The following is a 24740-nucleotide window of genomic DNA, read 5'->3' as shown; positions in this document are numbered from 1 at the left end:
CCTAATTACTATTCGTTGCGCGTTGTAACACGGATGCCACCATGCGGTAAACGGATTATTTTTATTGTATCATCTTGGGCAGGTAGCTCAATTTCTGGCTGACTTTGCTCTGATACTGAAATTGATGATTTCGTTTGTTCATCAGAGGGCTCTGGTGCTAAACCATATTTAGAAAGTGCAATCACGACTTTACGGTTTTCGGCACGCCCAGCTTCGGTATCATTATCGGCAAAGGGCGAGTATTGACCATACCCCTCAATGGCCATGCGCGCGGATTCAATGCCCAAACGCTCTAGCTCAACTAATATTGAGGTTGCACGCGCCACTGATAACTCCCAATTAGAACGAAATATTTCATTTCGTATGGTTTCGTTATCTGTATACCCGCGTACTCTTATATAGTTATCGACTGATGCGATGATTGCTTCAATTTTTTTTACAATCTCTTTGGCCTTATTATGTGCAACAGCACTACCACTGGCAAACAACAATCCGGAATTGAGCTCAATAACCAACCAGTCTTGGCTTAGTTCTAAGCTAGCCTCGCCACTGCGTATCTCATCAATCAGCGACGATTGTAATTTAGCCAATAAACTATCCAGCGGCTTACCTAAGTGGCGTTGACTAATATTGCTATTGTCACTTTGACCATCGAGTAACATTGGGCCTTGCTCTTGCTCTTGAATACTTTCGCCATAGAGTATTTCAGCCTCAGGGGTCACCCTTTCAAGCAATAAAGCATCACCATTTACCCCGTTACCGTGCTGAGAATATTGTTTCGTTGACTTATCAAAAACATGCTCCAGAGAATCAGATAGTACTTGTAGATTGTCTTCTTTATTTATTGAAATGGCATACAATACAACAAAAAATGCGAACATAATGGTCATGTAATCTGCATAGGAAACTAGCCAGCGCTCAGTGTGTTGATTTTTAGTGTTTTGATGACGTAAGCGACGGCGCAACATAACCGCTAATTTGCCTGTAAAATAGGACGTTCAACACGGTAAGCTTCAAGCTTTAATTCTATATTAATAGGGCTCTCACCTTGGCTAATGGCAATAACGCCTTCAGCTAGCATTTCATGGTAAAGCATTTTTTGCTCAACACGTTGCTTTAATTTATTGGCCATGGGCAAAAACAGTAAATTAGCTAAACCTACGCCATATATAGTAGCAATAAATGCAGTAGCAATGCCCGTCCCTAATTGCTCAGGATCATTAATAAATGACATGGCTTGAATCAATCCAAGCACAGCACCTAGGATACCGATAGTCGGGCTGTAACCTCCCATCGCTTCATATACACGGCTAGCTTCAAGCAATCGTTCTCGTTCAAGTAATAAATCTATTTCAAGTGTATCGCGTAGTTTTTGCTCTGAACAGCCATCAACTAATAAACTCAGTCCTTTGGCGGCATAGGGATCTGAATGCGCAAGTGCTTCGTTTTCTAGCGCTAAGTAGCCTTCTTGGCGAGCTTTGTGCGACCAGCGTTTTACTTGCTCAATAGCATCTTCAATATCATGGTCGTCGGTAACAAAAACCCAATGAGTAATACTGAGCATTTTCTTAAAAGTATTGGCGGATGTTTGCAGCATAACCGCCCCCAATGTACCACCTAATACAATAATTAATGCTGGCACATTAAACAGCGCAGATACCACACCTCCCTCTAAAGAATAACCTATTGCAATAGCACCTAATGCAACCAATAACCCTAAAATAGAAAGCTTATCCAAAGCCAACCTCTCTTTTTAAGCGTGCAGCCACATCATGAAGGCCTATGTTTTCATTTGCTAATCCAGCACTAGCTACTGCTTGCGGCATACCATAGACAACACAACTTTTCTCATCTTGAGCCCAAATTGTAGCGCCAGTTTGTTTAAGCATGCGAGCACCGTCACGACCATCTGCACCCATGCCTGTCAAAATAATGGCAAGTACATCGCCTTGATACGCTTTTGCTACACTAGCAAAGGTAATATCCACACTAGGCTTATAGCTAACTCGTTCATTTTTATCTTCAAATACACGTAATGTTCTGTTTGAACCTCGTCCTTCTACCATCATTTGCTGTCCGCCTGGCGCTAAATAAGCACAGCCTGGTTGCAGTCTATCGCCTTGCTGTGCTTCTTTTACTTTAATTTTACACAAGCTATCTAATCGGGTCGCAAACGCAGGTGTAAATGCAGCTGGCATGTGTTGTATGAGTAGTATTGGGTGTGGGAAATTAGCAGGTAACTGAGTCAATATAGTTTGCAGTGCAACTGGTCCACCTGTTGATGTGCCAATAGCAATTAATTGATATTGCTTACCACTAGCACGCGTTGATGTGCTACTAGAAGGCGTTGGGCTTGCGCTTTTAAAGCTACGATCAGGTTGCACTATAGGCTTATGAGCAAAGCGCTCAGAGGTGCTTGGCGCTGGTTTAAGACTTGGAGCAGCAGGCGCTCTGATAATTCTACCATTTCGCTGGCGGCCTATTTCTTTAACTTTATTTTGTAATAGCTTTATTGCGTCGTCGTTATTACGAGCAATATCTTCAAACTTTTTCGGTAAAAAATCCATCGCGCCGGCATCAAGTGCATCTAAGGTGGCAGATGCGCCTGCGCGTGTTAACGAGGAGAACATTAAAATAGGAGTGGGGTTACTCGCCATGATCTCTTTAACTGCACTAATACCATCAAGCACCGGCATTTCAACATCCATGGTGATCACGTCAGGTCGTAATTGAGCTGTTTTATCGACAGCTTCTCGACCATTTACAGCGAAACCTATAACTTCAATGCCGCTGTCTTGTTCAAGAATTTCACTCACTCTGCGGCGAAAAAAGCTTGAATCATCAACTACTAAAACTTTAACAGCCATTTCGCTCTCTTATTCAATGAATGGGTAGGCATAAAATATATGCCTACTTTTAATTATCCAGCGTAATGCTTTAACATACTTGGCACATCTAATATCAGTGCAATGCCACCATCAGAGGTGATTGTTGCACCTGCCATACCAGGCGTCCCTTGAAGTAATGCGTCTAAAGGCTTAATTACCACTTCCTCTTGACCAATAAGCGAGTCAACAACAAAACCCACTTTTTGAGTTCCTATTTGCACAATAACCACATGACCTTGTGCTTTTCGCTGACCTCTATCAGCCCCTTTGATGAGCCAATGTTCAAGGTAGAATAACGGAATCGATTTTTTACGAACTATTATAGTAAGCTGACCATCAACCACATTGGTCTTTGTTAAATCCAAGTGGAATATTTCACTAACACCCGCCAGCGGCAAAGCAAATGTTTGTTCGCCAACCACTACCATTAAGGTAGGCAGTATTGCCAGTGTCAGTGGTACTTTAATCTCTAAAGTAGTACCTACGCCCATCTCTGATTTAATATTTACTGAGCCATTGAGTTGAGTGATTTTTGTTTTAACCACATCCATACCAACGCCACGGCCAGAAATATCTGAAATCTCTTCTTTAGTTGAAAACCCAGGTGCAAAAATAAGGTTATAAGCTTCGGTATCAGAAAGACGACTCGCTTGGTCGTGATCAAGCACCCCTTTGTTAATGGCAATCTTTTTAAGCTTTTCAGCATCCATACCAGCACCATCATCTTGGATAGTAAGCAAGATATGATCGCCTTGTTGAGACGCTGATAAAGTAACAGTACCGGTTCTAGGTTTACCTGATGCTTCACGAACGTCTGGCATTTCAATGCCATGATCCACTGAATTGCGCACTAAATGCACTAACGGATCAGCAAGCGCTTCCACTAAGTTTTTATCTAAATCAGTGTCCTCGCCTACCATTTGCAAGTTGATATCTTTATTCAATGAACGAGCTAAATCACGTACCACACGTGGGAAGCGGCCAAATACTTTTTTGATTGGCTGCATTCGTGTTTGCATTACCGCACCTTGGATATCAGCTGTCACTACATCTAAATTAGAAATTGCTTTACCCATGGCCTCGCTATCAGAGTTAGTCGCTAGACTTACCAAACGATTTCGCACAAGTACCAGTTCACCTACCATGTTCATTATTTGGTCTAAGCGTTTGGTATCAACTCGTACCGTTGTTTCTGCCGGTGGAGGCGCTGCTTTTTTAGCGGGAGCTGCTTGTGCCGCAGAAGCCGGCTTAGCTGGCTCTGGTTTAGGCTGTGGCTTTGGTGTCGCAGCAGGCGCAGGTTTATTCTCGACTACAGGTTCTGGTTTACTTACAGGAGCCGGTGTTTCTATCGATTTAGGTGCACCTTTACCATGAAGCTCATCAAGTAACGCTTCAAACTCGTCGTCACTTATTTCATTATCGCCCGAGCTTTGCTCGTTACTTGGTGGAGCCACAGGAGCTGATGGTGTTTGTTGTGGTGTACTTGAGGTTGCTTGGCTCACTTCGCCAAAGCTGCCTACACCATGAAGTTCATCAAGTAGGCTTTCGAATTCATCGTCAGTTATATCACCACTGACATCATTGTCACTTGATGATGATTGTTTTTCTTGTGGGGCTTGCCCTTTTCCATGAAGTTCATCAAGTAGGCTTTCGAATTCGTCTTCGGTTATTTCATCAACCTGAGACTCAGTACTGCTGCTATCTGGGCCGCTAAATAATTCATCAAAAGCAAACGGGTCTTCTTTAGCATCGTTGCTCGGTTGCTCTGCAACTGGTTCAGGCTCTACCGATAGAGTTTCCACAGAAGCTATATCTTCAACCACAGAATCGCCGGCAAGCTCTTCTGCTGTCGGTGGCTGCCCAAGTTTGTGAAGTACAGCAAGTAATTCTGGATCCGCAGGCTCTGGCTGGTCACGATTTTTAATCGTGGCAAACATTTCATTAATGGTGTCCAGTGCTTGTAAAATCACATCCATTAATTCAGAGTTAACTGTTCTTACACCTTGGCGCAGTAAATCAAACACATTTTCAGCACCATGACATGCATCAACAAGCTCTGTCATAGCCAAAAAGCCAGCGCCACCCTTTACAGTGTGGAAACCGCGAAATATTGCGTTTAGTAGCTCAGTATCATCTGGATTGTTTTCCAGTTCTACTAACTGTTCAGATAAAAGCTCAAGGATTTCTCCGGCCTCTACTAAAAAGTCTTGTAAAATATCTTCATCGACTTCAAAGCTCATGCAGTACTCCCCTATTAGAAGCCCAAACTTGATAATAGATCATCAACTTCATCTTGATCAGATACAACATCATTACGCGATTCTTTATCAATAATAGGCCCTTCGGGACCTGCTAGTGTTTGTGCAACAATGGGATCTTCTATTTTTTCTGGTTGTTCAGTGGGTTCAATCTCACCACCTTGCGCTGCAAATGCAGTTAAAAGGTGAATTAAACTTTCTTCAACTTCACGGACAAGTTCAATAACACGGCGAATAACCTGACCGGTTAAATCTTGATAGTCTTGAGCCATCAGCACATTAGTCATCAGCATTTGTAACTCATCGGTTTTGTGATGAGAACTGCTCATAAACTTATCAATACTATGGCAAAGTGATTTAAACTCACCAAGCTCTATTTCGCGGTTCATTAAACGATCCCACGTTGGCTTGATATCAGCTATTTCGTCAGCGATTTCTTGTGCTAATGGTAAGCTTGCTTCAACCGCATCCATTGTCTTATTGGCTGCGTTTTCTGTCATTTCCATGACATAGTTAAGGCGTTTTTTTGCGTCAGGGATGGCATCAGTGGTAATGTCTGTTAAACGCGTGTCTAACTCGAAACTTTTTAAAGCTTCGTGCAGTTGACGAGTCAACTTTCCCACCTCAGCAAATAAATGTGATTGCTCTTGTGAAGCTGTTTCTAAAATTAACTGATTCGCTTTATCTTGCTCACCATTTTCTAAAAAAACAACTAACTGGCGAGCTTGTTCTAAAGTAATCTGAGGCGCAGCAGGTGCTGACATAAGCCTCTCCCTCTCATTAACCTAAGCGTTCGAACACTTTTTCTAATTTAGTTTTCAATGTACTTGCAGTAAATGGTTTAACAATATAACCATTAACACCTGCTTGGGCCGCAGCAATTATTTGTTCTTTTTTAGCTTCTGCTGTAACCATTAAAACAGGAATATGCTTTAATTTTTCATCCGCTCGAATTGCCCTTAAAAGATCAATACCTTGCATGCCTGGCATATTCCAATCTGTTACAACAAAATCAAACGCTTGATTTTGCAACATAGGCAAAGCAGTTGACCCGTCATCTGCTTCTTGAACATTGGTAAAACCTAAATCGCGCAACAGATTTTTAATAATACGTCTCATTGTTGAGAAATCATCAACAACAAGAATTTTAATGTTTTTATCCAAAACATCCTCCAGTGAGGCCTGAACCTTTATTTACTTACTTCTAGTTTATCCAGTCATTGATTTTTGCTTTAAGCTTAATCATCGCCTGACCATGTATCTGACTTACACGCGATTCACTTACATCGAGTATATGCCCAATTTCTTTTAAATTCATCTCATCGTTATAGTACAAAGAAAGCACCATTGCATCTTTCTCCGGTAACGACTTTATTGCACTGAGTAAAGACTCATTAAACCGTTCATTTTTAACATTATTAAACGGTTTGTCTAGTGCTAAATCTTGGCCATGGGGTGTAATCACATCGTCATCTATACCAAGGTCTTCAATGCCTAACACTTTGCTTACATTTACATCGTTTAAAATATGATGATACTCATTTAGCGAAATTTCAAGTTTTTCAGCAACTTCACTATCTTTAGGTTCACGGTTTAAACTGTTCTCAAGCGCAACAATAGTCTCTGCAACCAAACGGCTTTTTCTGTGAACTGAACGTGGAACCCAATCGCCTCGGCGCATTTCGTCTATCATCGCACCACGAATACGAATACCGGCGAAGGTTTCAAAGCTTGCACCTTTGCTTGCATCAAAGTTTTTTGAAGCTTCAATTAAACCAATCATACCCGATTGAATTAAATCATCTAGCTGCACACTGGCCGGTAAACGAGCAATTAAATGGCACGCCACTTTTTTGACTAATGAGGCATGCTTTTCAACAATCATATTTAAATTCTGTGTTGACTGATATCCCATAACTCTATTCACCGGTATTGTCATTGTTAGTTACTAACTAGTTTCTCAATGAAAAACTCTAAATGACCCGAGGCTTGGCTAGGTGTTGGCCACTTAGCAATTTTTGTAGCCAGTGTTTTAAAAGCAATTGCAGCAGGCGACCCAGGAAAAATCTCAACAATTACTTTTTGGCGGCGCGTTGATTTGCGCATATTTTCATCATATGGAACCGTTGCAACCAACTCCATTGATATATCTAAAAATCGGTCGGTAACCTTTGAAAGTTTTGCAAACAATTCCTGCCCTTCGCGTAGACTGCGCACCATATTGGCAACAATTTTAAATTTATAAACGCCGTGCTCACGGCTAAGTACTTTAATTAAAGCATAGGCATCGGTAATTGATGTAGGCTCATCACATACCACCACAAGCACATCTTGCGCTGCGCGAGAAAAACTCAGCACCATATCGGAAATACCCGCAGCGGTATCAACAATTAAAATATCAAAGTCGGTGTTAAGTTCACTAAATGCACGAATAAGTCCAGCGTGCTCTGAGGGTGATAACTCAACCATACTTTGCGAACCCGATGTTGCAGGCACTATTTTTATGCCTGCGGGACCTTCGACTAAAATATCATCAAGTTCACATTCGCCCGATAAAACATGAGATAAATTACGCTCAACGCGCAGTCCAAGCATCACATCACAATTCGCTAATCCTAAATCAGCATCTAGTACAAGCACACGTTTGCCTTGTTGGCCTAACGCGATTGCCGTATTAAGGGATACGTTCGTTTTACCCACTCCACCTTTGCCGCCGGTGACAGCGATAACTTTTACGCCGTTATTATTATTCTTGCTCATTTTGCGAAGGCCGCTTGCTTGATCTAAAACTGTGTTAATCATACATCTCTACTGTGCTCGACGCCACTGATTGGTGTCGTGATTGTTGTGCTTTTATTCTTTTTAAATACAATTGCTCAGCTTTTTTTACTAGTTTTTCGGCATTTGCCACTCTAATATCTTCTGGTACTCGCTGACCGTTAGTAAGATACCCTATTGGGAGACGATTTTGAATCGCAATACTAATAATCTCACCTAAACTCAATGACTCATCAAGTTTAGTAAAAATACATCCACTTAGCTGTACTTTTTTAAAGTGCCTTACTGTTTCTTGCAATACATTAATTTGCGCCGTCGCACTTAATACTAAATAACTACGTATATCAACACGCTGATTACGCATCAAGGTGTTTAACTGCTCGGTTAAGCGTAAATCACGTTGACTCATTCCCGCTGTATCAATTAAAACTAGACGTTTATTTCGTAAATGATATAAAACTTCTGCTAATTCATTTGCATCTTTAACTTGTTTAACGCCACAACCTATAATACGACCATACGTTGCTAGCTGCTCATAAGCACCAATACGGTAGGTATCGGTAGTAATAAGCGCTACTTTATCGGCACCGTATTTTTGTGCACCCAATGCTGCCAGTTTTGCAACTGTGGTGGTTTTACCCACGCCAGTAGGTCCGACTAACGCAAAAACACCGCCTTGGCGAAGTATTTCGTTGTTCGTGGTTTGCATTTGATCTTCAACCATGTTCAATAAAGCTTTCCAGCCTTGTTGGCGAGACACGTCGTCTGGTACAAAACATGCCATTTGCTCAGCAACATTTTTCTCTATCCCCATACCGACTAAGCGGTCAATCATACATGCACGGGTCGGATCGCGACGTGCCATATCTTGCTGCATTAAACCTGATACTTGGTGCTCTAATAGTTGACGAATTGCGTTCATTTCTTCACGCATTGTGCTGATGTCACTGGATTCTTTATGCATTGTTTGCTGATCCGGTGCGCTAGGTGAATCTAAATCGTCAAAGCCACTGTCTAAGTCGTCAAAACCTAAGCTATCGGCTTGGGTGCGAGGACGCACTGGCGCGCTTTGTTCACGTTCAAACATATTTTTAGGTCGTGATTGCACAAGCTCTTGTTCTTGATAGTGGCCAGATGTGTCAATACCAGAGTGTGAAAACATTGAAGCAAGCTCTGCTGAACGAGGACGTGGAGACTGACGCTCTAGTAAGGCTTGTAAGCTATCTGCAACCTTTGCTTGTGGCTTAGGTTGAGCGCGTTGCGGTTCTGGTTTAACAAAATTATGTGAACTTTGCTCAGTATGTGCAAATGAAGCGCTTGCAGCAGGTTGACTTTGAGGCTGCTCTGGCGGTTTTGTCGCTGCTTTGTCGTAATCAACTGCAGCAACAATTTCAACGCCATTAGCTAGTTTTTTATTTGACATAATAACCGCATCAACACCCAACTCTTCTTTGACTTCTTTTAGTGCAGTGCGCATGTCTTTAGCAAAAAAACGTTTAATTTTCATAATTCAAACCCCTTTAAAATCTTATTGTTGGCCTACAGAGCTGACAATCTTGATCTGTCTTTCATCTGGTATCTCTTGATAAGACATCACCCGCAATCCTGGAATGGTGTATTTAACAAATCGAGATAACACAGTGCGTAACATTCCTGACGTTAGCAATATTGAAGGTTCACCGGCCATTTCTTGATTTTGATGCGCTTCATTCAATGATGTTTGAAGTCTATCAGCAAGCCCTGGTTCTATTCCGGCACCTTCATCACCTGCATTTTGAAGTGACTGATGCAACATCTGTTCCAACTCAGGCGCCAAGGTTATGACAGGGATTTCAGAAGACATACCAACAGCATCTTGAACGATTAATCTACGCAACGATATTCTCACTGCAGCCGTTAATACATCAGGGTCTTGGCTACGAGGGCCATACTCAACAAGGGTTTGAACAATTGAGCGCATATCTCGTATTGCTACCCCTTCATTTAATAAATTTTGTAGTACTTTAACGATGGTGGTTAGTGGTAATACCTCAGGTACTAGCCCTTCAACTAAGCGAGGGTGACTTTTACCTAACATATCTAATAAGTTTTGTACTTCTTCATGTCCGAGTAATAATGCGGCGCTATTAGTGAGTAACTGACTAATATGAGTGGCCACAACGGTTGCTGAATCAACTACGGTGTAACCTAAAGACTGTGCTTCATCTTTTTGAGCAGGTTTTATCCAAACTGCATCTAAACCAAACGCAGGATCTTTAGTTTCAATGCCTTTGATCGGGCCAAATACTTGGCCAGGGTTAATTGCTAGTTCATCGCCGTGTTTAAGCTCCCCCTCACCACTTGATACACCCATCATGGTGATGCGATACGCATTTGGATCAAGTTCAAGGTTGTCGCGAATATGTACAGGCGGTACTAAAAAACCCAGCTCTTGAGATAGTTTTTTACGCACTCCTTTAATACGGTTTAACAGCTCACCACCTTGTGATTGGTCAACCAAAGGAATTAATCGATAACCTACTTCTAAGCCAATAACATCAACTTGCTGTACATCATCCCAACCCAGTTCTTTTTGTTCTTGTTTAGCCGCAATCCCGGTACCTGAGGCTGCATTTTCAGCTTCTTCGGCCTCAGCAGCCGCCAATTTAAGTTTGTTTTGCTGGGTGTAGTATGCAAGGTAACCTAAAAGCGCCCCTAAACTTAAAAATGCAATATGCGGCATACCTGGGACTAAACCCATAGTGATGAGGATACCAGAGGCAATAAATAATGACTTTTCGTTACCTAATTGCTTCTTAAACTGATCGCCCATATTGTGCGATTCATTTTGACGGGTTACAACAATCGCAGTACCAATTGAAAGTAGTAATGAAGGTAATTGCGCTACCAAGCCATCACCAATGGTTAATAGTGTGTACACTTCCATAGCACGTGAAAAGCTCAAGTCATGCTGGATCATGCCAACAAATAAACCACCTACAATATTGATCACTAAAATGACTATGCCAGCAATAGCATCGCCTTTTACAAATTTACTGGCACCATCCATAGAACCATAAAAGTCAGCTTCACGGGTTACTTCATCACGACGCTCTCTGGCTTGCTCCGCACTAATAAAGCCAGCATTCATATCTGCATCTATGGCCATTTGCTTCCCTGGCATAGCATCTAGAGTAAAACGCGCTGATACTTCTGAAATACGTCCTGCACCTTTGGTAATTACCACAAAGTTAATGATGATCAGAATTAAAAACACCACTAAACCCACGGCGTAGTTACCACCAATCACCACCGAGCCAAATGCTTCAATGACTTTACCAGCAGCATCACCACCGTTATGACCCTCAAGTAGTACCACCCGAGTACTGGCTACATTAAGTGCTAAGCGCATTATGGTTGCAATTAACAGCACCGCTGGGAACATCCCAAACTCAAGCGGTTTCATGGTGTATACAGTGACCAGTAATACAACTAACGCAAGCGCGATATTAAACGAAAATAATATATCAAGCAGAAATGGAGGCAGGGGTAAAATAACCATGCCCAGCGCAGCCAACACCAAAAGCGGTGTACCAACGCCTTTTGCATATTCTTTTTTATCTTTATTAAATTGTTGTAATACCGCTTTAAATTCCATAACTCTACAATTTCAAAAAATTGACACTACGCTAAAATTGCAATAACTATTCCAAGTTAGTTGGTTAGCGGTTAATACTTGAATTCATCGGGGATTGGCAGCTTTTTATTAAGCGCGACAGGGCGTTTTCCACGGCCTTTTTTAAACCGTTTAAGCTGAAACACATAAGCAAGTACTTGAGCAACTGCAGTAAAGAGCTGATCGGGAATTTGATCCCCTACTTCAGCGGTATGATAAAGCGCTCGGGTTAAAGTTGGAGACTCAACAATAGGCACTTCATTACCCAATGCAATTTTACGAATTTGCATGGCGAGCTCATCCACACCTTTGGCTAATACAATAGGCGCGCCTGCTCGCTCTGTATCGTATTTTAAAGCTACGGAATAGTGAGTAGGGTTGGTAACAATAACATCGGCGTCTGGCACATCCTGCATCATTCTCTTTTGCGACATTTGACGTTGGGTTTGCCTGATACGCGCTTTGATTTGCGGATCACCCTCAGAGTTTTTATATTCGTCTTTTACCTCTTGCATAGTCATTTTAAGCTGTTTGTTATGGCTATAACTTTGAAATGGGGCGTCAATAGCAGCAATAATAATTAAGGTACAAGACATGCCTAAAAACATCCACGCTAAAATTTCCAAAGCATGAACAATATTGCCAGGCGCACTTTCTATACTTAAATGTAAGATTTCATCAAAATATACATTAATTAAAAAAATAGCGAAGGTTGCCACTAGGCCAAACTTTAATAATGACTTAAGTAGCTCAATAGCCGCTTGCGAGCCAAACATCCGAGTAAAACCTTTCATTGGCGACATTTTACTGGCTTTGGGCGCTGCCGCTTGCCAACTAAAATTAAAGCCGCCAAGCATGGTATTACCGATAAATGCAGCCAATACAATAATGAGTACAAACATCGACATAGGAAATAACAGTACGTCGGCCACCTCTCCCCATACGGCAAACATTTTGGTGGTGTCGTAGGTTTCATTGCGGTTAAGACTCAGCATTCTTCCCATAATGCGGTACAAGCCTTTGCCAATTTCAGGCCCATACATTAATAAGGAAATAGCAGAAAAAATAAGTACAAACATGGTACCTAACTCTTTAGAACGCGCTATTTGGCCTTTCTTTTTAGCATCATCAACTTTTTTTGGGGTGGGTTCTTCGGTTTTTTCTTGTCCGGAATCTTCAGCCATTACGCTCTCCTAAGGGGAACAACCAACTAGAGTACACATCAGCTCAACCATTTTTAGCCATTGGAACTCAAACTGAGTGACAAAGTTACCAAGCGTTGCCCAAATAATAACGAGCCCTGCCACTAAGGTAAACGGAAAGCCTATAGAGAAGATATTTAACTGTGGGGCAGCACGGGTCATGATGCCAAATGACATATTAATTACAAGCATGGCGGTTAATGGTGCTAATGACAGCACTAATGCAGTGGTAAACATCCAACCACCCCATGTCACTATGTCCCAATAATGATCAACCGCCCACCAATTACCATCAATTGGCAGTACCTGAAAACTATGTACCACCATTTGAATCATCATTAAGTGGCCATTAAATACAAAAAATAACAAGGTAGCTAAAATTAGGTAGAACTGCCCTACAGCAGGCACACTCATTCCATTTGAGGGGTCAACAACTGACGCAAAACCTAAACCGGTTTGCATAGCAAGGATTTGCCCGGCTAACACAAATGTATTGAGCAGTAGTGTGGATGCAAAACCAATCGCAACGCCAATCAGCATTTGTTGTAGGACCACTAAAACCATTTCAAAAGAAAATAAATTAGTAAATGTAGCAGCAGGAAGAACAGGAACAACTAAGAAGGTGACCACTACAGCCAAGCCCATTTTTATTCGAGCAGGTACGTTTTTTGCGCCAATACCCGCCATGATCATGATCATAGAGCTGATGCGCACTAAGGGCAGTAAAAAATCACTTAACCATTGAATGACAACGGAAAATGGAAATTCCATTGTTAACCTGCAATTTCGGGGATAAGCAGCACTAAGCGATTAAAAAAGTCCATTAGCTCTTGAGTAAACCAATGTCCTCCCACAATCAGGGCACTGATGGTGATTAATAAACGCGGTAAAAAACTCAGTGTTTGTTCGTTAATTGAGGTTGCTGCCTGAAACACAGCCACAACCAACCCAATAATTAAGCCAGGTACCACAATGGCAGACACCAGCTTAATCACTAAAAATAGGGCTCCACTTAAAATATCAACAAATACTTCAGGTTCCATGGACGACTCCTAGTGTGGTTGGTTCAATGAAGAGTGCACAACTACGTGCCCAAGCCAAAGCTTTTAGCGAGTGTACCCATCACCAAGCTCCACCCATCAACCAATACAAACAACATAATCTTAAACGGTAGCGACACAATCATGGGCGATAACATCATCATACCCATGGCCATCAATACCGATGCAACCACCAAATCGACAATCAAAAAGGGAATAAAAAACATAAAACCAATAATAAAAGCAGTTTGTAGCTCACTGGTCACAAACGCAGGAATAAGCACAACCATTGGCGTTGCTTCAGGCGAGTCAAGCTGATCGTAACCTGCTATTTTAGCAAAGGTTTCTAAATCTTTTATACGTACCTGTGAGAGCATAAACGCTTTCATTGGCTCTTTGGCTAAATCAAGTGCTTCAAGTGACGTTACTTGTTCACTTAAATACGGTTCGATAGCGCGCTCATTTATTTGCTCATAAATTGGCGCCATAATAAAAATACTTAAAAACAGCGACATACCTAGTAATACTTGGTTCGAAGGCGTTTGCTGCAAACCAATGGCTTGGCGCAAAATAGCTAAAACAACAATAATTCGAGTGAAAGAGGTCATCATGATAATGGCGGCTGGAATAAAGCTCATAGCCGTCATGATCGCCAACACTTGTAGCGTCACTGAGTAGTCTTGGGTGCCATCGGCATTAGTGGTGATCGTCAGCGCGTCAATCCCCTCGGCATTGACCCCTGGGACGAACACCATGGCAAATAGGAAAAGCAGCCATTTAGTCATAATATTAGTTCTTTTTATTTTGATTAAGTTGCGGATTCAACATTTTGCCAAACCGCTTCGCTAATTCTGGTAACTCTTTTTCTGTTAGGGGTGTTTCTAACTTGTGTAGATAATTAATACTGTGTGGAGTAACCCCTAATAGATGCTGTGCATTATCTATTTCAACCACCATTAAGCGCTCACGTGATCCCAACGGAAGACTGCGGATCACTTTAAACTCATCGTTATTGGTTAAATTTGGATTGAGCTTTTTTACAAAAAAAGCCAACACTAAAATTAACACCACAACCATACCCAAAGATAAAACCATGGATACGATATCTGTGGTCGGTGTTGCAGCATCGGTTGCTGCAAACACCGAATTGCTTAAACTAGCTAGTGCTATCATCGCAACTTTTTGATCCGTTCAACCTGACTAATTACATCCGTTAAACGAATACCGAACTTATCGTTCACCACAACCACTTCGCCATGCGCAATCAAAGTACCATTAACTAAAACGTCAAGCGGTTCTCCGGCAACCCTGTCAAGCTCAACGACCGAACCTTGGTTAAGTTGTAATAAATTACGAATATTAATTTTAGAACGCCCTACTTCCATAGAAATAGTAACGGGAATATCTAAAATAGTATCGAGTTTACGTTTTTCTTCACCGCTGAGTTCATGCTTTGAATCATCAAGCTCATCAAGCTCGGTTACTTTGACCTCAGAACTATCGTCAGTGCCTTCAGCTTCAGCAAGTGCTGCGGCCCATTCGTCCATTGTATCTTGATCATCGCTCATACTTTTAACCTTTTAATCAATTACCAGTCTAAGTCTACACCGTTTGAAAGGTGTAAATCATCTTCTAGTTCTGCTAATTCTGCATCTGAATCAATTTTTTTGCCGCCTTTGGTAAAGACATGCAGCTCAGATTTAACTGAATCAGGGCGTTTAATTTTTTCACTAATTTGTAGCGCAACGTTATCGCGTGAACGACCCATTTTAGCTCTAAATGTAGGTAACTCTTCCACAAATACGGTAATATGCTCAGGCATTTCAACTGGAATTATATCCCCAGCTTTGAGCTCCATTATTTGTCTTAAGCTTAAATCAACTTCAAGTAGCTGGGTCGATAAATCGACTTCTACATCCATTATTTCATCACGAAGCGCCTTACTCCAACGTAAATCGGTATCTTCAGTATCAGACTGAACACCCGCATCCAATAGCTCTCTGATAGGTTCGAGCATTGAATACGGCAGCGCAATATGGAAGTCTCCCCCGCCACCATCGAGCTCAATATGAAAAGAGCTGATAACCACTACTTCGGTTGGGCTAACAATATTAGCCATCGCAGGGTTTACCTCAGAATCGAGGTACTCGAACGACACATCCATCACCGGTGCCCATGCTTCTTTGTAATCTTCAAAGATTATTTTCAGCAGCATTTGTACGATTCGGCGTTCTGTTGGGGTAAATTCACGTCCTTCAATTTTGGCATGATAACGGCCATCGCCACCAAAGAAGTTGTCTACCAGTATAAATACTAAGCGTGCTTCCATGGTAATAAGGCCGGTGCCTTTTAATGGGCGAAAACGCACCATATTCAAACTCGTTGGTACAAACAAGGTATGTATGTACTCACCGAACTTGATCATTTGCACGCCGTTAATTGACACCTCAGCGGTGCGGCGCATCATGTTAAATAAGCTAATTCGCATATGACGGGCAAATCGCTCGTTAACAATTTCAAGTGTCGGCATGCGACCACGCACGATGCGATCTTGCGAAGAAAAGTCGTACTGTAGTGTACTTCCCTCACCATCTTCACCGTCGTGTATATCTTCCTCTTCGACTTCATCGACACCATGTAATAGCGCATCAATTTCGTCTTGGGATAATAAATCGCTCACACTGGCCCCTTATTGCATCACAAAGCTGGTAAATAGTACCCGCTCAATTACTTTGTTGCCTTCAACATTCATCATAGCGGCCTGTACTTTATCAAGTGCAGTAAAACGCAGTGTTTCTTTGCCTACACTGGTGCTAAGTTCATCAGCCGTTGTCATGGAAAATACACTCAGGAGTGTGCCTTCAATCAGTGGAATGTGTTTCTTAGCCGTTTCTTCATTACCATCGCCGCGCACTAATAATTGCACTTTAATCTGTACAATTCTATCGCGACTAGCCCCTGGCACATTAAAAATAAACGGTCTAGGCATAGCAACATATAAAGCACTGCCAATCGTTGCCGAAGAACTTGTTGGCGCAGCAGCTACCTCACCATTGGCAGCATCATCTGCAAGGGTTTCTACTGGCCCATCACCACCTGATAACAAAAAGTACCCTGCCACAGCGCCAACAATAAGTAATACAGCGGCAATAATTATTATGAGTTTGCTTTTACTTTTACTTACTTCTTCTATTTCTAAATTAGTATCTTCAGCCATTGTATTTCCTTTATTTGCAAAGGTATTTGCTTGTTTTAACTATTATAATAGCAGGACTTAGGCATAGTAATCTATTGATGATGACGTTTGTTGTCCAGAACGCTGTATTTGCTTATCTGGTTGCTCACTATTTGTCTCATCTGTAGAGCGATTATTGGCCATTTGCCCTTGTGCATCACCTTCTTGTTGCTGTGCTTGTTCATCTGAGGAATCACCGTAAGAAATACTGCTTTCACCTAGTTCTAAACCTTGCTGCATCAGCATTTCTCTAAGCCTAGGTAACGACTGCTCCAGCGCTTCTTTGGCTTGCTGGTTTTGCACTACAAAGTTGATTTGTGCTTGCTCAGCATCACTTCTAATACGAATTTGCATGCTGCCCATTTCTGGCGGATCTAGGCGAATTTCAGCTTCTTTATTATTAATACTTAACATTGAGCTAACCCGCTCTTGTAGCATTTTTGCCGCATCACTTTTAATAATGTTTAAAGCCTGTAACGTGGCAGGATCAATGCTTACTTGTTTCGCTTGTGCTGTACTTTGTAACTGTCCTGCTTGCAAGCTTTGCGCTTCAAAAATAGCTTGTTCGTACCCTAAAGTATCGTATTTAGCGAGACTATTAAGCGACTGTTTGTCAAATATATTAATGATCTGAGAGAAAATTTGTGCTGCACGCGGTGGCATTTGCTCAGCATTAGTGCCGCGTATGCTCTCTTTTTGTAATGCGTCTAACTGTTTGGCAAGCTCTTCAGGGTTATCAACTACCGATTTTGAACTCTCTAATTTTAGCTCAGGTTTTACATTGGCTGATTCAGTACCAGCCTGTGCTTTTGGCGTTATTGCTCCCGCCAAAGCATTATTTGAAAATAGTGGCTTATCTTTGGCACTAAACAAGCTATCCGCGTTAATCGCGGTTTCTAAATCACTGATTACTCCCTTTAGCGAGGTAAGTTCTTTCGTTGATAAAGATTCATTTTTAACGTAACCCTGCAACTGATTGAGTAAGGCCTGTTTTTCTGGGGTAGTTAGCGTACTTATTTGTCCATTAATGATCTGCTGAGGTGTTTGCGGCTTCTCACTTTCACTCACATACTTACTGAGTAATAGCTTTAAATCCGCTAGGTTATCTTTATTAATTGGCTTGCTCATCGCATTAAGCTCAGTAGCTAATTCACCTTGCTGAGCAGGTGTTAAATTTGCCAATAATTTATCTGCTTTAATGGCATTATCATCTTTTGATAACAGCGCCAAAAAGGAAGCATCTAGCGATGCTTTAATGTTCATAGTCTCGGTCGGCTTATCCGATGGTTTAGCAGCCGCGAGTTCATTTGTAACAGCCTCATACTGTCCGGTTGGGGCAGCTGTAGCTAAAGGTTTCGTGTCAAACTGTGAAGACTCAGCTGCAGTTTTGCTTGCTGATTCAGAACCTACAGTCTTTTGTGACTGCACAATGGCCGTATCATCAACAATTTCATCACTTGGTAAATTAATAACAATAGGTGCCAGCTTATCTTCAGGCTTAGCGTTTATTTTAACAGCGTCTTTGTCTATTAACTGCGCACCGCCATGGGGGTTATTTTTTACTGAGGTATCGATGACTTGTGCCGCATTAATTTGCGCCAGCATATCTTCACCGCTCAAAGGTTTTTCTTCGCTACTTTGCTCTTTTAGATCGGATTGTTCATCTGCTGATTGTTTGTTTGGCGCTTTAGCTTGCGTACTGTGTACTTCAGAAGCTTGGTTAGCAAGAGCTAATTGATCAAAAAAGCCAGCATCATTACTGCTGTCTAGCTTTGTTTTATCACTGTCTTTTTTAACTAAGTATGAGTCTTGCTCAGATACCGCTAACATTGAAATATCATTTATCGCCATAAATCACCTAATAAAAGCGGCAACAGCCCACCGCACAATCCTAAAAATCATTGCTCTTGTAGAATCTAAGCAATTAGCATGCCTACCTTATAGTGCTTTATGCCTTTGATAAAACTGATTAGAGGAAAATTCATCGAGCATTTTTTGCTCACTTTTAGCGGCCAACATATCCGCTTTTATCTGTTGTTTTTCAATTAACTTAGCAACCGCTTTCGCTTTTACTTGTTGCTTTAACCACAAGGTTTTACGCTGGCTAACCACCTGCTTTGCAGTGTTAACAGTGCTTGCTTGTTGACGTATCGCTTCTTCAATCTTAGCAATGAATGCATGATACTGACTAAATCCGGCACTTGATAAACCCGACTGCCCCTTAATATGAAGTTGCTGCGTGTATTCTAGTCGAAAGTCATTTAAGCCTTGCAGCTTTTGCTGATTTAATTGCAAGTTTTGATTAGCTTGCAAGTAGCTCATGCGTAACGTTTCTTCTTTTTCGTTTTCAAGCCTGAGCAACAAATGCAGTTTATTTTTTGCCATTATGCTTGTCCTAATAATTGCGCTAGCCCTTGAAGGCCATCATCATAGCTAATCACATCACGCATCCCTTGTTGTAAAAATGCGTTCACTCTTGGCATCATGTTTATTGCCTGATCGAGCATTTGATCACTGCCTTTTTGATAAGCGCCCAAGGTAATCATGTCTTTGTTTTGTTGATACATTGAATACACTTGCTTAAGCACCCGAGCTTGTTGCATGTGCGACTCAGACACCACTTGAGGCATAACTCGAGAAATCGATTTTTCTATGTCAATGGCAGGATAATGGCCGCTGTCGGCTAAATCACGCGATAAAACAATATGCCCGTCAAGTATGGCACGTGCAGCATCAGCAATCGGGTCTTGCATGTCATCGCCTTCACTCAGTACGGTAAAAAAGGCAGTAATAGAACCTTGCCCTTCCCCGCCGTTACCCGCTCTTTCCACCAGCGCAGGTAATTTAGCAAATACTGAAGGTGGGTAGCCTTTTGTTGCAGGGGGCTCACCCACAGCCAGCGCGATTTCACGCTGTGCCATAGCATAACGCGTCACCGAGTCGAGTAATAACAATACGTTTAAACCTTGATCTCGAAAATACTCTGCAATGGTTACCGCACTTTCGCAGCCTTTTAATCGCATTAATGGTGAGGCATCAGCGGGGGCTGCAACAACAACTGAACGTTTACGCCCTTCAACACCCAGTATTTCTTCAATAAATTCTTTTACTTCTCGACCACGCTCACCGACTAAACCCACCACAATCACATCGGCTTCACTGCCTCGGGTCATCATGCCTAATAATACTGATTTACCCACACCAGAGCCTGCAAATAAACCCATACGCTGACCTTGGCCTACCGTAATTACCGAGTTAATAGCCCGCACCCCCACATCCATAGGTTTACTAATGGGGCGCCGTGCCAGTGGGTTTATTGCATTTTGAGCAAATTTAAGTGTATGTTCTGCATTAATTTTACCTAAGCCATCTAAAGGTCTGCCTAAGCCGTCTACCACTCGACCAAGTAAGCTCATGCCAACAGGCAAACCTGTGTCATTAACTTGGGGGATAACTCGCGCACCAGGCAGTACGCCTGAAATGTGGTCGTTAGGCATTAAATACAAAGTTTGATCGTTAAAACCAACAATTTCAGCGTCAACAAAGCCGTTCATTGTTTCAATTTTACATTGGCTGCCTACCGGAGCACGCAAACCTTTGGCTTCCAGTGTTAAACCAACCACACGGGTTAAAACGCCCGCAACCGCAGGCGTTGGAATTTTAATATGCCGTTGGTATTGAGATAAGCGTTCGCTTAATGAAGTATCGCTCACAGACATGACACGCCAATAAAAAGTTAGATACCACTGTTATGCAAAAAGCTATCCAATGTTTCTTTGATACGGGTTTTCAAGGTCATATCTAAAGATGATAACGTTGTTTTAACTTCACAACCGCCCCGCTTTAGACTGGGTTCTGCAATTAGTTGCCAATGATTATCTTCAATAGCTTGCTCACCATAACTGGTTTTTATTAGCGTTAAGTCATCTGGATGAAGATGAATTTTAACTTTCTGTTGTTCTGCATTGAGTGCATCAATACTTTTTTTCAAAGTATGTAAAATAATATCAGGTGATGTTTTTACTTCTTGATAAATAATCGCTTCACTGAGCATAGTGGCTAGCTGTACCAGCTGTCTTTCTGCTTGCTCGTCCACTTTTTTAAGCGGGTCGCTTAAACTATCTAGTAAGCCACGCAGGCTGCTCAACTGCTCATCAATTAATGGTTTAACGTCTTCTTGGCCTTGTGTTTTACCCAGCTCTACACCTTCTTTGTAACCCGCCTCTTTACCCTCGGTTACGCCTTTGTCAAAGCCATCTATATAGCCTTGTTCGTGTCCTTGTTTAAGACCTTCTTCGTAGGCATCTTGGCGAATACGCTCCAGCTCTACCATAGTTAATGAAGGCAGCTCTGGTTCTTCCGGTTCTTCTACTTGTTCTTTTGCTATTTCTTTACGGTATAGCTCGGCTAAGGGTGTGCCATAAGCCGTAGAACGATTGCGAAAGCTACGCTCATCGGGAGAAACATCAGGAATTGGCCAATTTTTTAATAACTCATCAGCTTCATCTGCATGTAATGGGCGACCTTTAGAGTGACTCATAGATTATAAGAACTCCTCACCACCGCCACCACCAAGCATAATTTCACCTGAATCAGAAAGGCGACGTGCTGTTGATAAAATTTCTTTTTGCGCCGCTTCTACTTCACTAATGCGCACTGGAGCCATAGCTTCTAAATCATCAGCGAGCATTTCAGCGGCACGTTTTGACATGTTACCCAAAATTTTCTCTTTAAGGGCATCGTCGGTCCCTTTAATGGCTTTCATTAATACATCTTGCGGCACTTCACGCAGGATTGCTTGAATGCCTCTGTTGTCTACATCCATTAAGTTTTCGAAGACAAACATTAAGTCTTGAATTTGTTGCGACATTTCTTCGTCATGCTCACGGATAGAATCCATTAACTGCCCTTCAACATTGGTATCGAGGTAGTTCATAATATCTGCAGCCGCTTTTAAGCCCCCCATCTTCGCAGCTTGTGCGCCTGCTTGACCAGCAAATTGTTTTTCCATAATTTCGTTTAATTCTTGTAAAGCTGCTGGTTGTACTTCTTCTAAATTGGCAATACGCATGGTTAAATCTAGGCGCACTTTTTCAGTAAATTGCGCTAAAATTTCAGCTGATTGTTCAGGCTCTAAATAAGAAAGCACAATTGTTTGAATTTGCGGGTGCTCATTACGAATAATGTTAGCTACCTGCTTTGAGTCCATCCATTTCAATGAATCAAGACCTTTAGCGCCTGAGCCCATAACAATTTGGTCTATTAAGCTGGCGGCTTTATCTTCACCTAATGCAGCAGTAAGTGCTTTTTTGATAAAATCTTCAGACTGAAAACCTATCGTACTAAAGCTCTGAATTTGTTCAATAAATAAATTATGAACTGCGCTAATTTTAGCTTGCGACAAATCATCAATTGCCGCCATAGCCATACCTACCTTTTGCACTTGTTTTGGCTCTAAGTGCTTTAGGATTTGCGCTGCATCTTCTTCAGATAAGCTCAGCAATAATATCGCCGCTTTATCTACACCATCGAGCTTATCAACATCAAACGCCGCTGGTAGTTGTTTTTGTTCTTGATCAGTCATCTTCTGTTAACCACGCTTTCACTACTTGTGATGATAGTTCTGGTTCATTGGCTACAAGCGCACGAACCGCTTTGAGTAAGTCTTCGTCGCCATGTAGGTCTGGTAAGCGTAGTGTACCATCGCTAGAGAAGCCAACAGAAGCAGAATCAAAGTCATTATTTAGCATATCTAATGTGCTGTCACCAAGGTCAACACCTGAACTAAGAGAGTCTTCATCGTATTCTTCAAGTGTATTATCTGGGTAAATTAAGCGTTTAAGCATAGGTTTAACAACAGCTAATATCAGTACAATAATAACCAGCGCACCTAACACTAAGCGCAACATTTTCATAAACCAGTCTTGTTCCCATAAAGGCAATTCAAAATCAAGCGCTGAGTCTTCACGAACAAATGGTACGGTTACTACTTCAAGAGCATCACCCCGTTGCATATCAAAGCCTACGCCACCTTGTAACAAGCGACGAATATTTGACAAAGCTTCTACCGAGCGTGGCGTCATAGTTGTTTCACCATTTTCACCCACCGTAGGCAGGTAATCAACCGCTACAGACACACTGATTCTGCGGATCACACCGGTTTGCTGACGCTTATGTGAAATAGTGGTATCGAGTTCATAGTTACGAGTGGCTTCTTTGTGAGTTCTACTCGGTGAGGTTGCAGTGCCTGCACCGCCCGCCATCGCATCTTCAGGAATAGTTGAGTTAACTGGTGGCTGATTAGTCAGCGCGCCTGGAATACCAACCGCTAGGCCACCAATATTATTTTCTTCAAAGGTTGTTTCACTTCTTACCGCAGGTAAGTCTGGGTTGTAACGTTTTTGTGTTTCTTCTACCGCACTAAAGTCCATACTTAAATCTACTTGTGCGGTGTAATTACCTAATCCAACCACGGGGATCAAAATACTGTCGATTTTTTCTAGGTATTCTTGCTCACGTTTACGTTCAATATCGTATTCTTTACGTGAGCGTGCAGCTAAAGAGGTTTGCGAGCCTGAATTTAATAAACGACCATTTTGATCGGTCACAGTAACGCGCGAAGGCTCAAGCCCTTGTACTGCTGAAGCTATCATATCAACAACCGAGTCAACTTCTTCGGCATCTAGAGAGCGACCGCGTTTAAGAGTAAGTACAACAGTCGCAGAGGGTTTTTTCTCTCTACGGGCAAATACATTTTCTTTGGGAATCGCTAACAATACTTTGGCGCGAGTAACATTATTTAGCTCTTCTATAGTACGGGCAAGTTGTTGCTCACGGCCATGTTTAAGGCGCTCACGTTCTAAACGTTGGCTTACCCCAAACCCCATGTCTTGCATAATAATGTCGCTACCTGATGTAGGCCCTTGATCTAAACCTTCACGGGTCATCAATAACTTGATATTTTGATATTCAGTTTCATCCACCGAGACCACATTGCCATCAAGTTGGTAGTCAATTTTTTGTGCATCTAAAAAGTCGAGTGTTTCTATTAACTCTTCAGTTTGCATTTTACCTAAAGGGCGCATATCTGGCTGACGAGCCCAAATAATAACGAAAATAGCAATGGCTAAACAAATAGCTAATGCAACAATCAGGGTAATTTGACGTAAAACATCAACACCGCCAAGGGCACTGAAATAGCCTGATTTTTGCTCTTGTTGATCTTCGTTTTCACTTTGCTCCATCATGCCATCAGCAAGTGCCAGATCTGTAGATTGATTAGATTGCGCCACAATAATTCTCCACTACCTAGTTAAACAGGCATGTTCATAATTTCTTTATAAGATTCAACAAGCTTATTACGAACCTGTACCGTAGCTTCAAATGCCACAGAAGACTTTTGCGAAGCAATCATAGCCTCAGCAAGTGATACGCTTCTGTCGCCATTCTCTACCGCTTTTACTTTTTGTCCTGTGTCTTGCTGAAGTTCATGCACTGTATTAAGGGCATTACTCAACATGTCACCAAACTGTGCTGTAGAGGTTGATTGCACTTGCGTTGGCAAGTTATTAACTTGATTACTACGTGTGGCCTCTGCAGCCATTGATTGCATTTCTTGAAATAAAGCACTGTTTTGAATTTTCATAATTGTCTCTGATAATGCAGTAAACTCTTAAAGAGAATA

25 protein-coding genes are annotated in these 24740 nt (G+C 41.9%); all 25 read right to left on the bottom strand.

Annotated features, from left to right (window positions below):
• Window positions 1-8: 8 nt before the first annotated feature.
• Window positions 9-968 carry a flagellar motor protein MotB gene (locus tag LOC50_RS03230; protein WP_250653617.1) on the bottom strand — a complete coding sequence of 320 codons (960 nt, stop codon included), beginning with the start codon at window positions 966-968 and terminating at the stop codon, window positions 9-11.
• A gap of 5 nt (window positions 969-973) precedes the next feature.
• A complete protein-coding gene (locus LOC50_RS03225; RefSeq protein WP_250653616.1) occupies window positions 974-1738 on the bottom strand; it encodes a flagellar motor protein in 765 nt (254 codons plus the stop codon).
• A complete protein-coding gene (locus LOC50_RS03220) occupies window positions 1731-2867 on the bottom strand; it encodes a protein-glutamate methylesterase/protein-glutamine glutaminase (RefSeq protein ID WP_250653615.1) in 1137 nt (378 codons plus the stop codon). Before LOC50_RS03220 ends, LOC50_RS03225 begins: the two co-directional genes overlap by 8 nt.
• 53 nt (window positions 2868-2920) lie before the next feature.
• Entirely contained in the window at window positions 2921-5128 is a 2208-nt protein-coding gene (locus LOC50_RS03215; RefSeq protein ID WP_250653614.1) for a chemotaxis protein CheA, read from the bottom strand.
• A 14-nt stretch (window positions 5129-5142) separates the two neighbouring features.
• A complete protein-coding gene (locus LOC50_RS03210) occupies window positions 5143-5910 on the bottom strand; it encodes a protein phosphatase CheZ (RefSeq protein WP_250653613.1) in 768 nt (255 codons plus the stop codon).
• A gap of 16 nt (window positions 5911-5926) precedes the next feature.
• A complete protein-coding gene (cheY, locus tag LOC50_RS03205) occupies window positions 5927-6310 on the bottom strand; it encodes a chemotaxis response regulator CheY (RefSeq protein WP_036981761.1) in 384 nt (127 codons plus the stop codon).
• A gap of 40 nt (window positions 6311-6350) precedes the next feature.
• Window positions 6351-7061, bottom strand: a complete 711-nt coding sequence (locus tag LOC50_RS03200) for an RNA polymerase sigma factor FliA (protein WP_008112209.1) — start codon at window positions 7059-7061, stop codon at window positions 6351-6353.
• Window positions 7062-7087: 26 nt separating this feature from the next.
• Entirely contained in the window at window positions 7088-7948 is an 861-nt protein-coding gene (locus LOC50_RS03195; protein WP_036981759.1) for a MinD/ParA family ATP-binding protein, read from the bottom strand.
• Window positions 7941-9431, bottom strand: coding sequence for a flagellar biosynthesis GTPase FlhF (gene flhF, locus LOC50_RS03190; protein ID WP_250653612.1), 1491 nt, complete (start codon window positions 9429-9431; stop codon window positions 7941-7943). Before flhF ends, LOC50_RS03195 begins: the two co-directional genes overlap by 8 nt.
• Before the next feature lie 21 nt (window positions 9432-9452).
• On the bottom strand, window positions 9453-11561 hold the full coding sequence (flhA, locus tag LOC50_RS03185) for a flagellar biosynthesis protein FlhA (protein WP_250653611.1): 2109 nt from the start codon (window positions 11559-11561) through the stop codon (window positions 9453-9455).
• Between the two features lie 71 nt (window positions 11562-11632).
• Window positions 11633-12763: a flagellar biosynthesis protein FlhB gene (flhB, locus tag LOC50_RS03180; protein ID WP_250653610.1), complete on the bottom strand. Its 1131-nt coding sequence runs from the start codon at window positions 12761-12763 to the stop codon at window positions 11633-11635.
• A 9-nt stretch (window positions 12764-12772) separates the two neighbouring features.
• Complete coding sequence (gene fliR, locus LOC50_RS03175; protein WP_036981751.1) at window positions 12773-13552, bottom strand: flagellar biosynthetic protein FliR; 780 nt, start codon at window positions 13550-13552, stop codon at window positions 12773-12775.
• A gap of 2 nt (window positions 13553-13554) precedes the next feature.
• Window positions 13555-13824: a flagellar biosynthetic protein FliQ gene (locus tag LOC50_RS03170; protein WP_010387922.1), complete on the bottom strand. Its 270-nt coding sequence runs from the start codon at window positions 13822-13824 to the stop codon at window positions 13555-13557.
• Window positions 13825-13865: 41 nt separating this feature from the next.
• A complete protein-coding gene (gene fliP, locus LOC50_RS03165) occupies window positions 13866-14606 on the bottom strand; it encodes a flagellar type III secretion system pore protein FliP (protein ID WP_013465552.1) in 741 nt (246 codons plus the stop codon).
• Between the two features lie 4 nt (window positions 14607-14610).
• Window positions 14611-14994 carry a flagellar biosynthetic protein FliO gene (fliO, locus tag LOC50_RS03160; protein ID WP_024602027.1) on the bottom strand — a complete coding sequence of 128 codons (384 nt, stop codon included), beginning with the start codon at window positions 14992-14994 and terminating at the stop codon, window positions 14611-14613.
• A complete protein-coding gene (fliN, locus tag LOC50_RS03155; protein WP_036981749.1) occupies window positions 14991-15389 on the bottom strand; it encodes a flagellar motor switch protein FliN in 399 nt (132 codons plus the stop codon). The genes fliO and fliN overlap by 4 nt, the downstream gene beginning before the upstream one ends.
• Before the next feature lie 20 nt (window positions 15390-15409).
• Entirely contained in the window at window positions 15410-16501 is a 1092-nt protein-coding gene (gene fliM / locus LOC50_RS03150; protein WP_036981747.1) for a flagellar motor switch protein FliM, read from the bottom strand.
• 9 nt (window positions 16502-16510) lie between these two features.
• Window positions 16511-17038 carry a flagellar basal body-associated protein FliL gene (gene fliL, locus LOC50_RS03145; RefSeq protein WP_250653609.1) on the bottom strand — a complete coding sequence of 176 codons (528 nt, stop codon included), beginning with the start codon at window positions 17036-17038 and terminating at the stop codon, window positions 16511-16513.
• Between the two features lie 57 nt (window positions 17039-17095).
• Entirely contained in the window at window positions 17096-18907 is a 1812-nt protein-coding gene (locus LOC50_RS03140) for a flagellar hook-length control protein FliK (protein WP_250653608.1), read from the bottom strand.
• Between the two features lie 87 nt (window positions 18908-18994).
• Window positions 18995-19441, bottom strand: a complete 447-nt coding sequence (gene fliJ / locus LOC50_RS03135; RefSeq protein ID WP_248532818.1) for a flagellar export protein FliJ — start codon at window positions 19439-19441, stop codon at window positions 18995-18997.
• Window positions 19441-20775: a flagellar protein export ATPase FliI gene (fliI, locus tag LOC50_RS03130; RefSeq protein WP_076920613.1), complete on the bottom strand. Its 1335-nt coding sequence runs from the start codon at window positions 20773-20775 to the stop codon at window positions 19441-19443. Before fliI ends, fliJ begins: the two co-directional genes overlap by 1 nt.
• A 17-nt stretch (window positions 20776-20792) precedes the next feature.
• Window positions 20793-21596 (bottom strand): flagellar assembly protein FliH, encoded by an 804-nt coding sequence (gene fliH, locus LOC50_RS03125; protein ID WP_250653607.1) that lies wholly within the window; start codon window positions 21594-21596, stop codon window positions 20793-20795.
• Between the two features lie 3 nt (window positions 21597-21599).
• Window positions 21600-22640 (bottom strand): flagellar motor switch protein FliG, encoded by a 1041-nt coding sequence (gene fliG / locus LOC50_RS03120; protein WP_036981734.1) that lies wholly within the window; start codon window positions 22638-22640, stop codon window positions 21600-21602.
• Window positions 22633-24348, bottom strand: a complete 1716-nt coding sequence (fliF, locus tag LOC50_RS03115) for a flagellar basal-body MS-ring/collar protein FliF (RefSeq protein ID WP_250653606.1) — start codon at window positions 24346-24348, stop codon at window positions 22633-22635. The genes fliG and fliF overlap by 8 nt, the downstream gene beginning before the upstream one ends.
• A gap of 20 nt (window positions 24349-24368) precedes the next feature.
• A complete protein-coding gene (fliE, locus tag LOC50_RS03110; RefSeq protein ID WP_016899229.1) occupies window positions 24369-24701 on the bottom strand; it encodes a flagellar hook-basal body complex protein FliE in 333 nt (110 codons plus the stop codon).
• Window positions 24702-24740: the final 39 nt, after the last annotated feature.

The sequence above is a fragment of the Pseudoalteromonas sp. SCSIO 43095 genome, from assembly GCF_023650455.1.
GTDB lineage: Bacteria > Pseudomonadota > Gammaproteobacteria > Enterobacterales > Alteromonadaceae > Pseudoalteromonas > Pseudoalteromonas tetraodonis.
The sequence above is the reverse complement of the archived record's forward strand: the minus strand, read 5'-3'. Positions and strand labels throughout refer to the sequence as shown.

Coding starts and splice junctions, on each gene's coding strand:
- fliO (WP_024602027.1), bottom strand. CDS start 14,994: ATGATAGCACTAGCTAGTTTAAGCAATTCGGTGTTTGCAGCAACCGAT.
- LOC50_RS03230 (WP_250653617.1), bottom strand. CDS start 968: ATGTTGCGCCGTCGCTTACGTCATCAAAACACTAAAAATCAACACACT.
- fliN (WP_036981749.1), bottom strand. CDS start 15,389: ATGAGCGATGATCAAGATACAATGGACGAATGGGCCGCAGCACTTGCT.
- LOC50_RS03215 (WP_250653614.1), bottom strand. CDS start 5,128: ATGAGCTTTGAAGTCGATGAAGATATTTTACAAGACTTTTTAGTAGAG.
- LOC50_RS03170 (WP_010387922.1), bottom strand. CDS start 13,824: ATGGAACCTGAAGTATTTGTTGATATTTTAAGTGGAGCCCTATTTTTA.
- fliG (WP_036981734.1), bottom strand. CDS start 22,640: ATGACTGATCAAGAACAAAAACAACTACCAGCGGCGTTTGATGTTGAT.
- flhB (WP_250653610.1), bottom strand. CDS start 12,763: ATGGCTGAAGATTCCGGACAAGAAAAAACCGAAGAACCCACCCCAAAA.
- fliR (WP_036981751.1), bottom strand. CDS start 13,552: ATGGAATTTCCATTTTCCGTTGTCATTCAATGGTTAAGTGATTTTTTA.
- fliL (WP_250653609.1), bottom strand. CDS start 17,038: ATGGCTGAAGATACTAATTTAGAAATAGAAGAAGTAAGTAAAAGTAAA.
- LOC50_RS03210 (WP_250653613.1), bottom strand. CDS start 5,910: ATGTCAGCACCTGCTGCGCCTCAGATTACTTTAGAACAAGCTCGCCAG.
- flhA (WP_250653611.1), bottom strand. CDS start 11,561: ATGGAATTTAAAGCGGTATTACAACAATTTAATAAAGATAAAAAAGAA.
- LOC50_RS03200 (WP_008112209.1), bottom strand. CDS start 7,061: ATGGGATATCAGTCAACACAGAATTTAAATATGATTGTTGAAAAGCAT.
- fliP (WP_013465552.1), bottom strand. CDS start 14,606: ATGACTAAATGGCTGCTTTTCCTATTTGCCATGGTGTTCGTCCCAGGG.
- LOC50_RS03140 (WP_250653608.1), bottom strand. CDS start 18,907: ATGGCGATAAATGATATTTCAATGTTAGCGGTATCTGAGCAAGACTCA.
- LOC50_RS03195 (WP_036981759.1), bottom strand. CDS start 7,948: ATGATTAACACAGTTTTAGATCAAGCAAGCGGCCTTCGCAAAATGAGC.
- fliI (WP_076920613.1), bottom strand. CDS start 20,775: ATGTCTGTGAGCGATACTTCATTAAGCGAACGCTTATCTCAATACCAA.
- fliH (WP_250653607.1), bottom strand. CDS start 21,596: ATGAGTCACTCTAAAGGTCGCCCATTACATGCAGATGAAGCTGATGAG.
- flhF (WP_250653612.1), bottom strand. CDS start 9,431: ATGAAAATTAAACGTTTTTTTGCTAAAGACATGCGCACTGCACTAAAA.
- fliE (WP_016899229.1), bottom strand. CDS start 24,701: ATGAAAATTCAAAACAGTGCTTTATTTCAAGAAATGCAATCAATGGCT.
- fliJ (WP_248532818.1), bottom strand. CDS start 19,441: ATGGCAAAAAATAAACTGCATTTGTTGCTCAGGCTTGAAAACGAAAAA.
- LOC50_RS03220 (WP_250653615.1), bottom strand. CDS start 2,867: ATGGCTGTTAAAGTTTTAGTAGTTGATGATTCAAGCTTTTTTCGCCGC.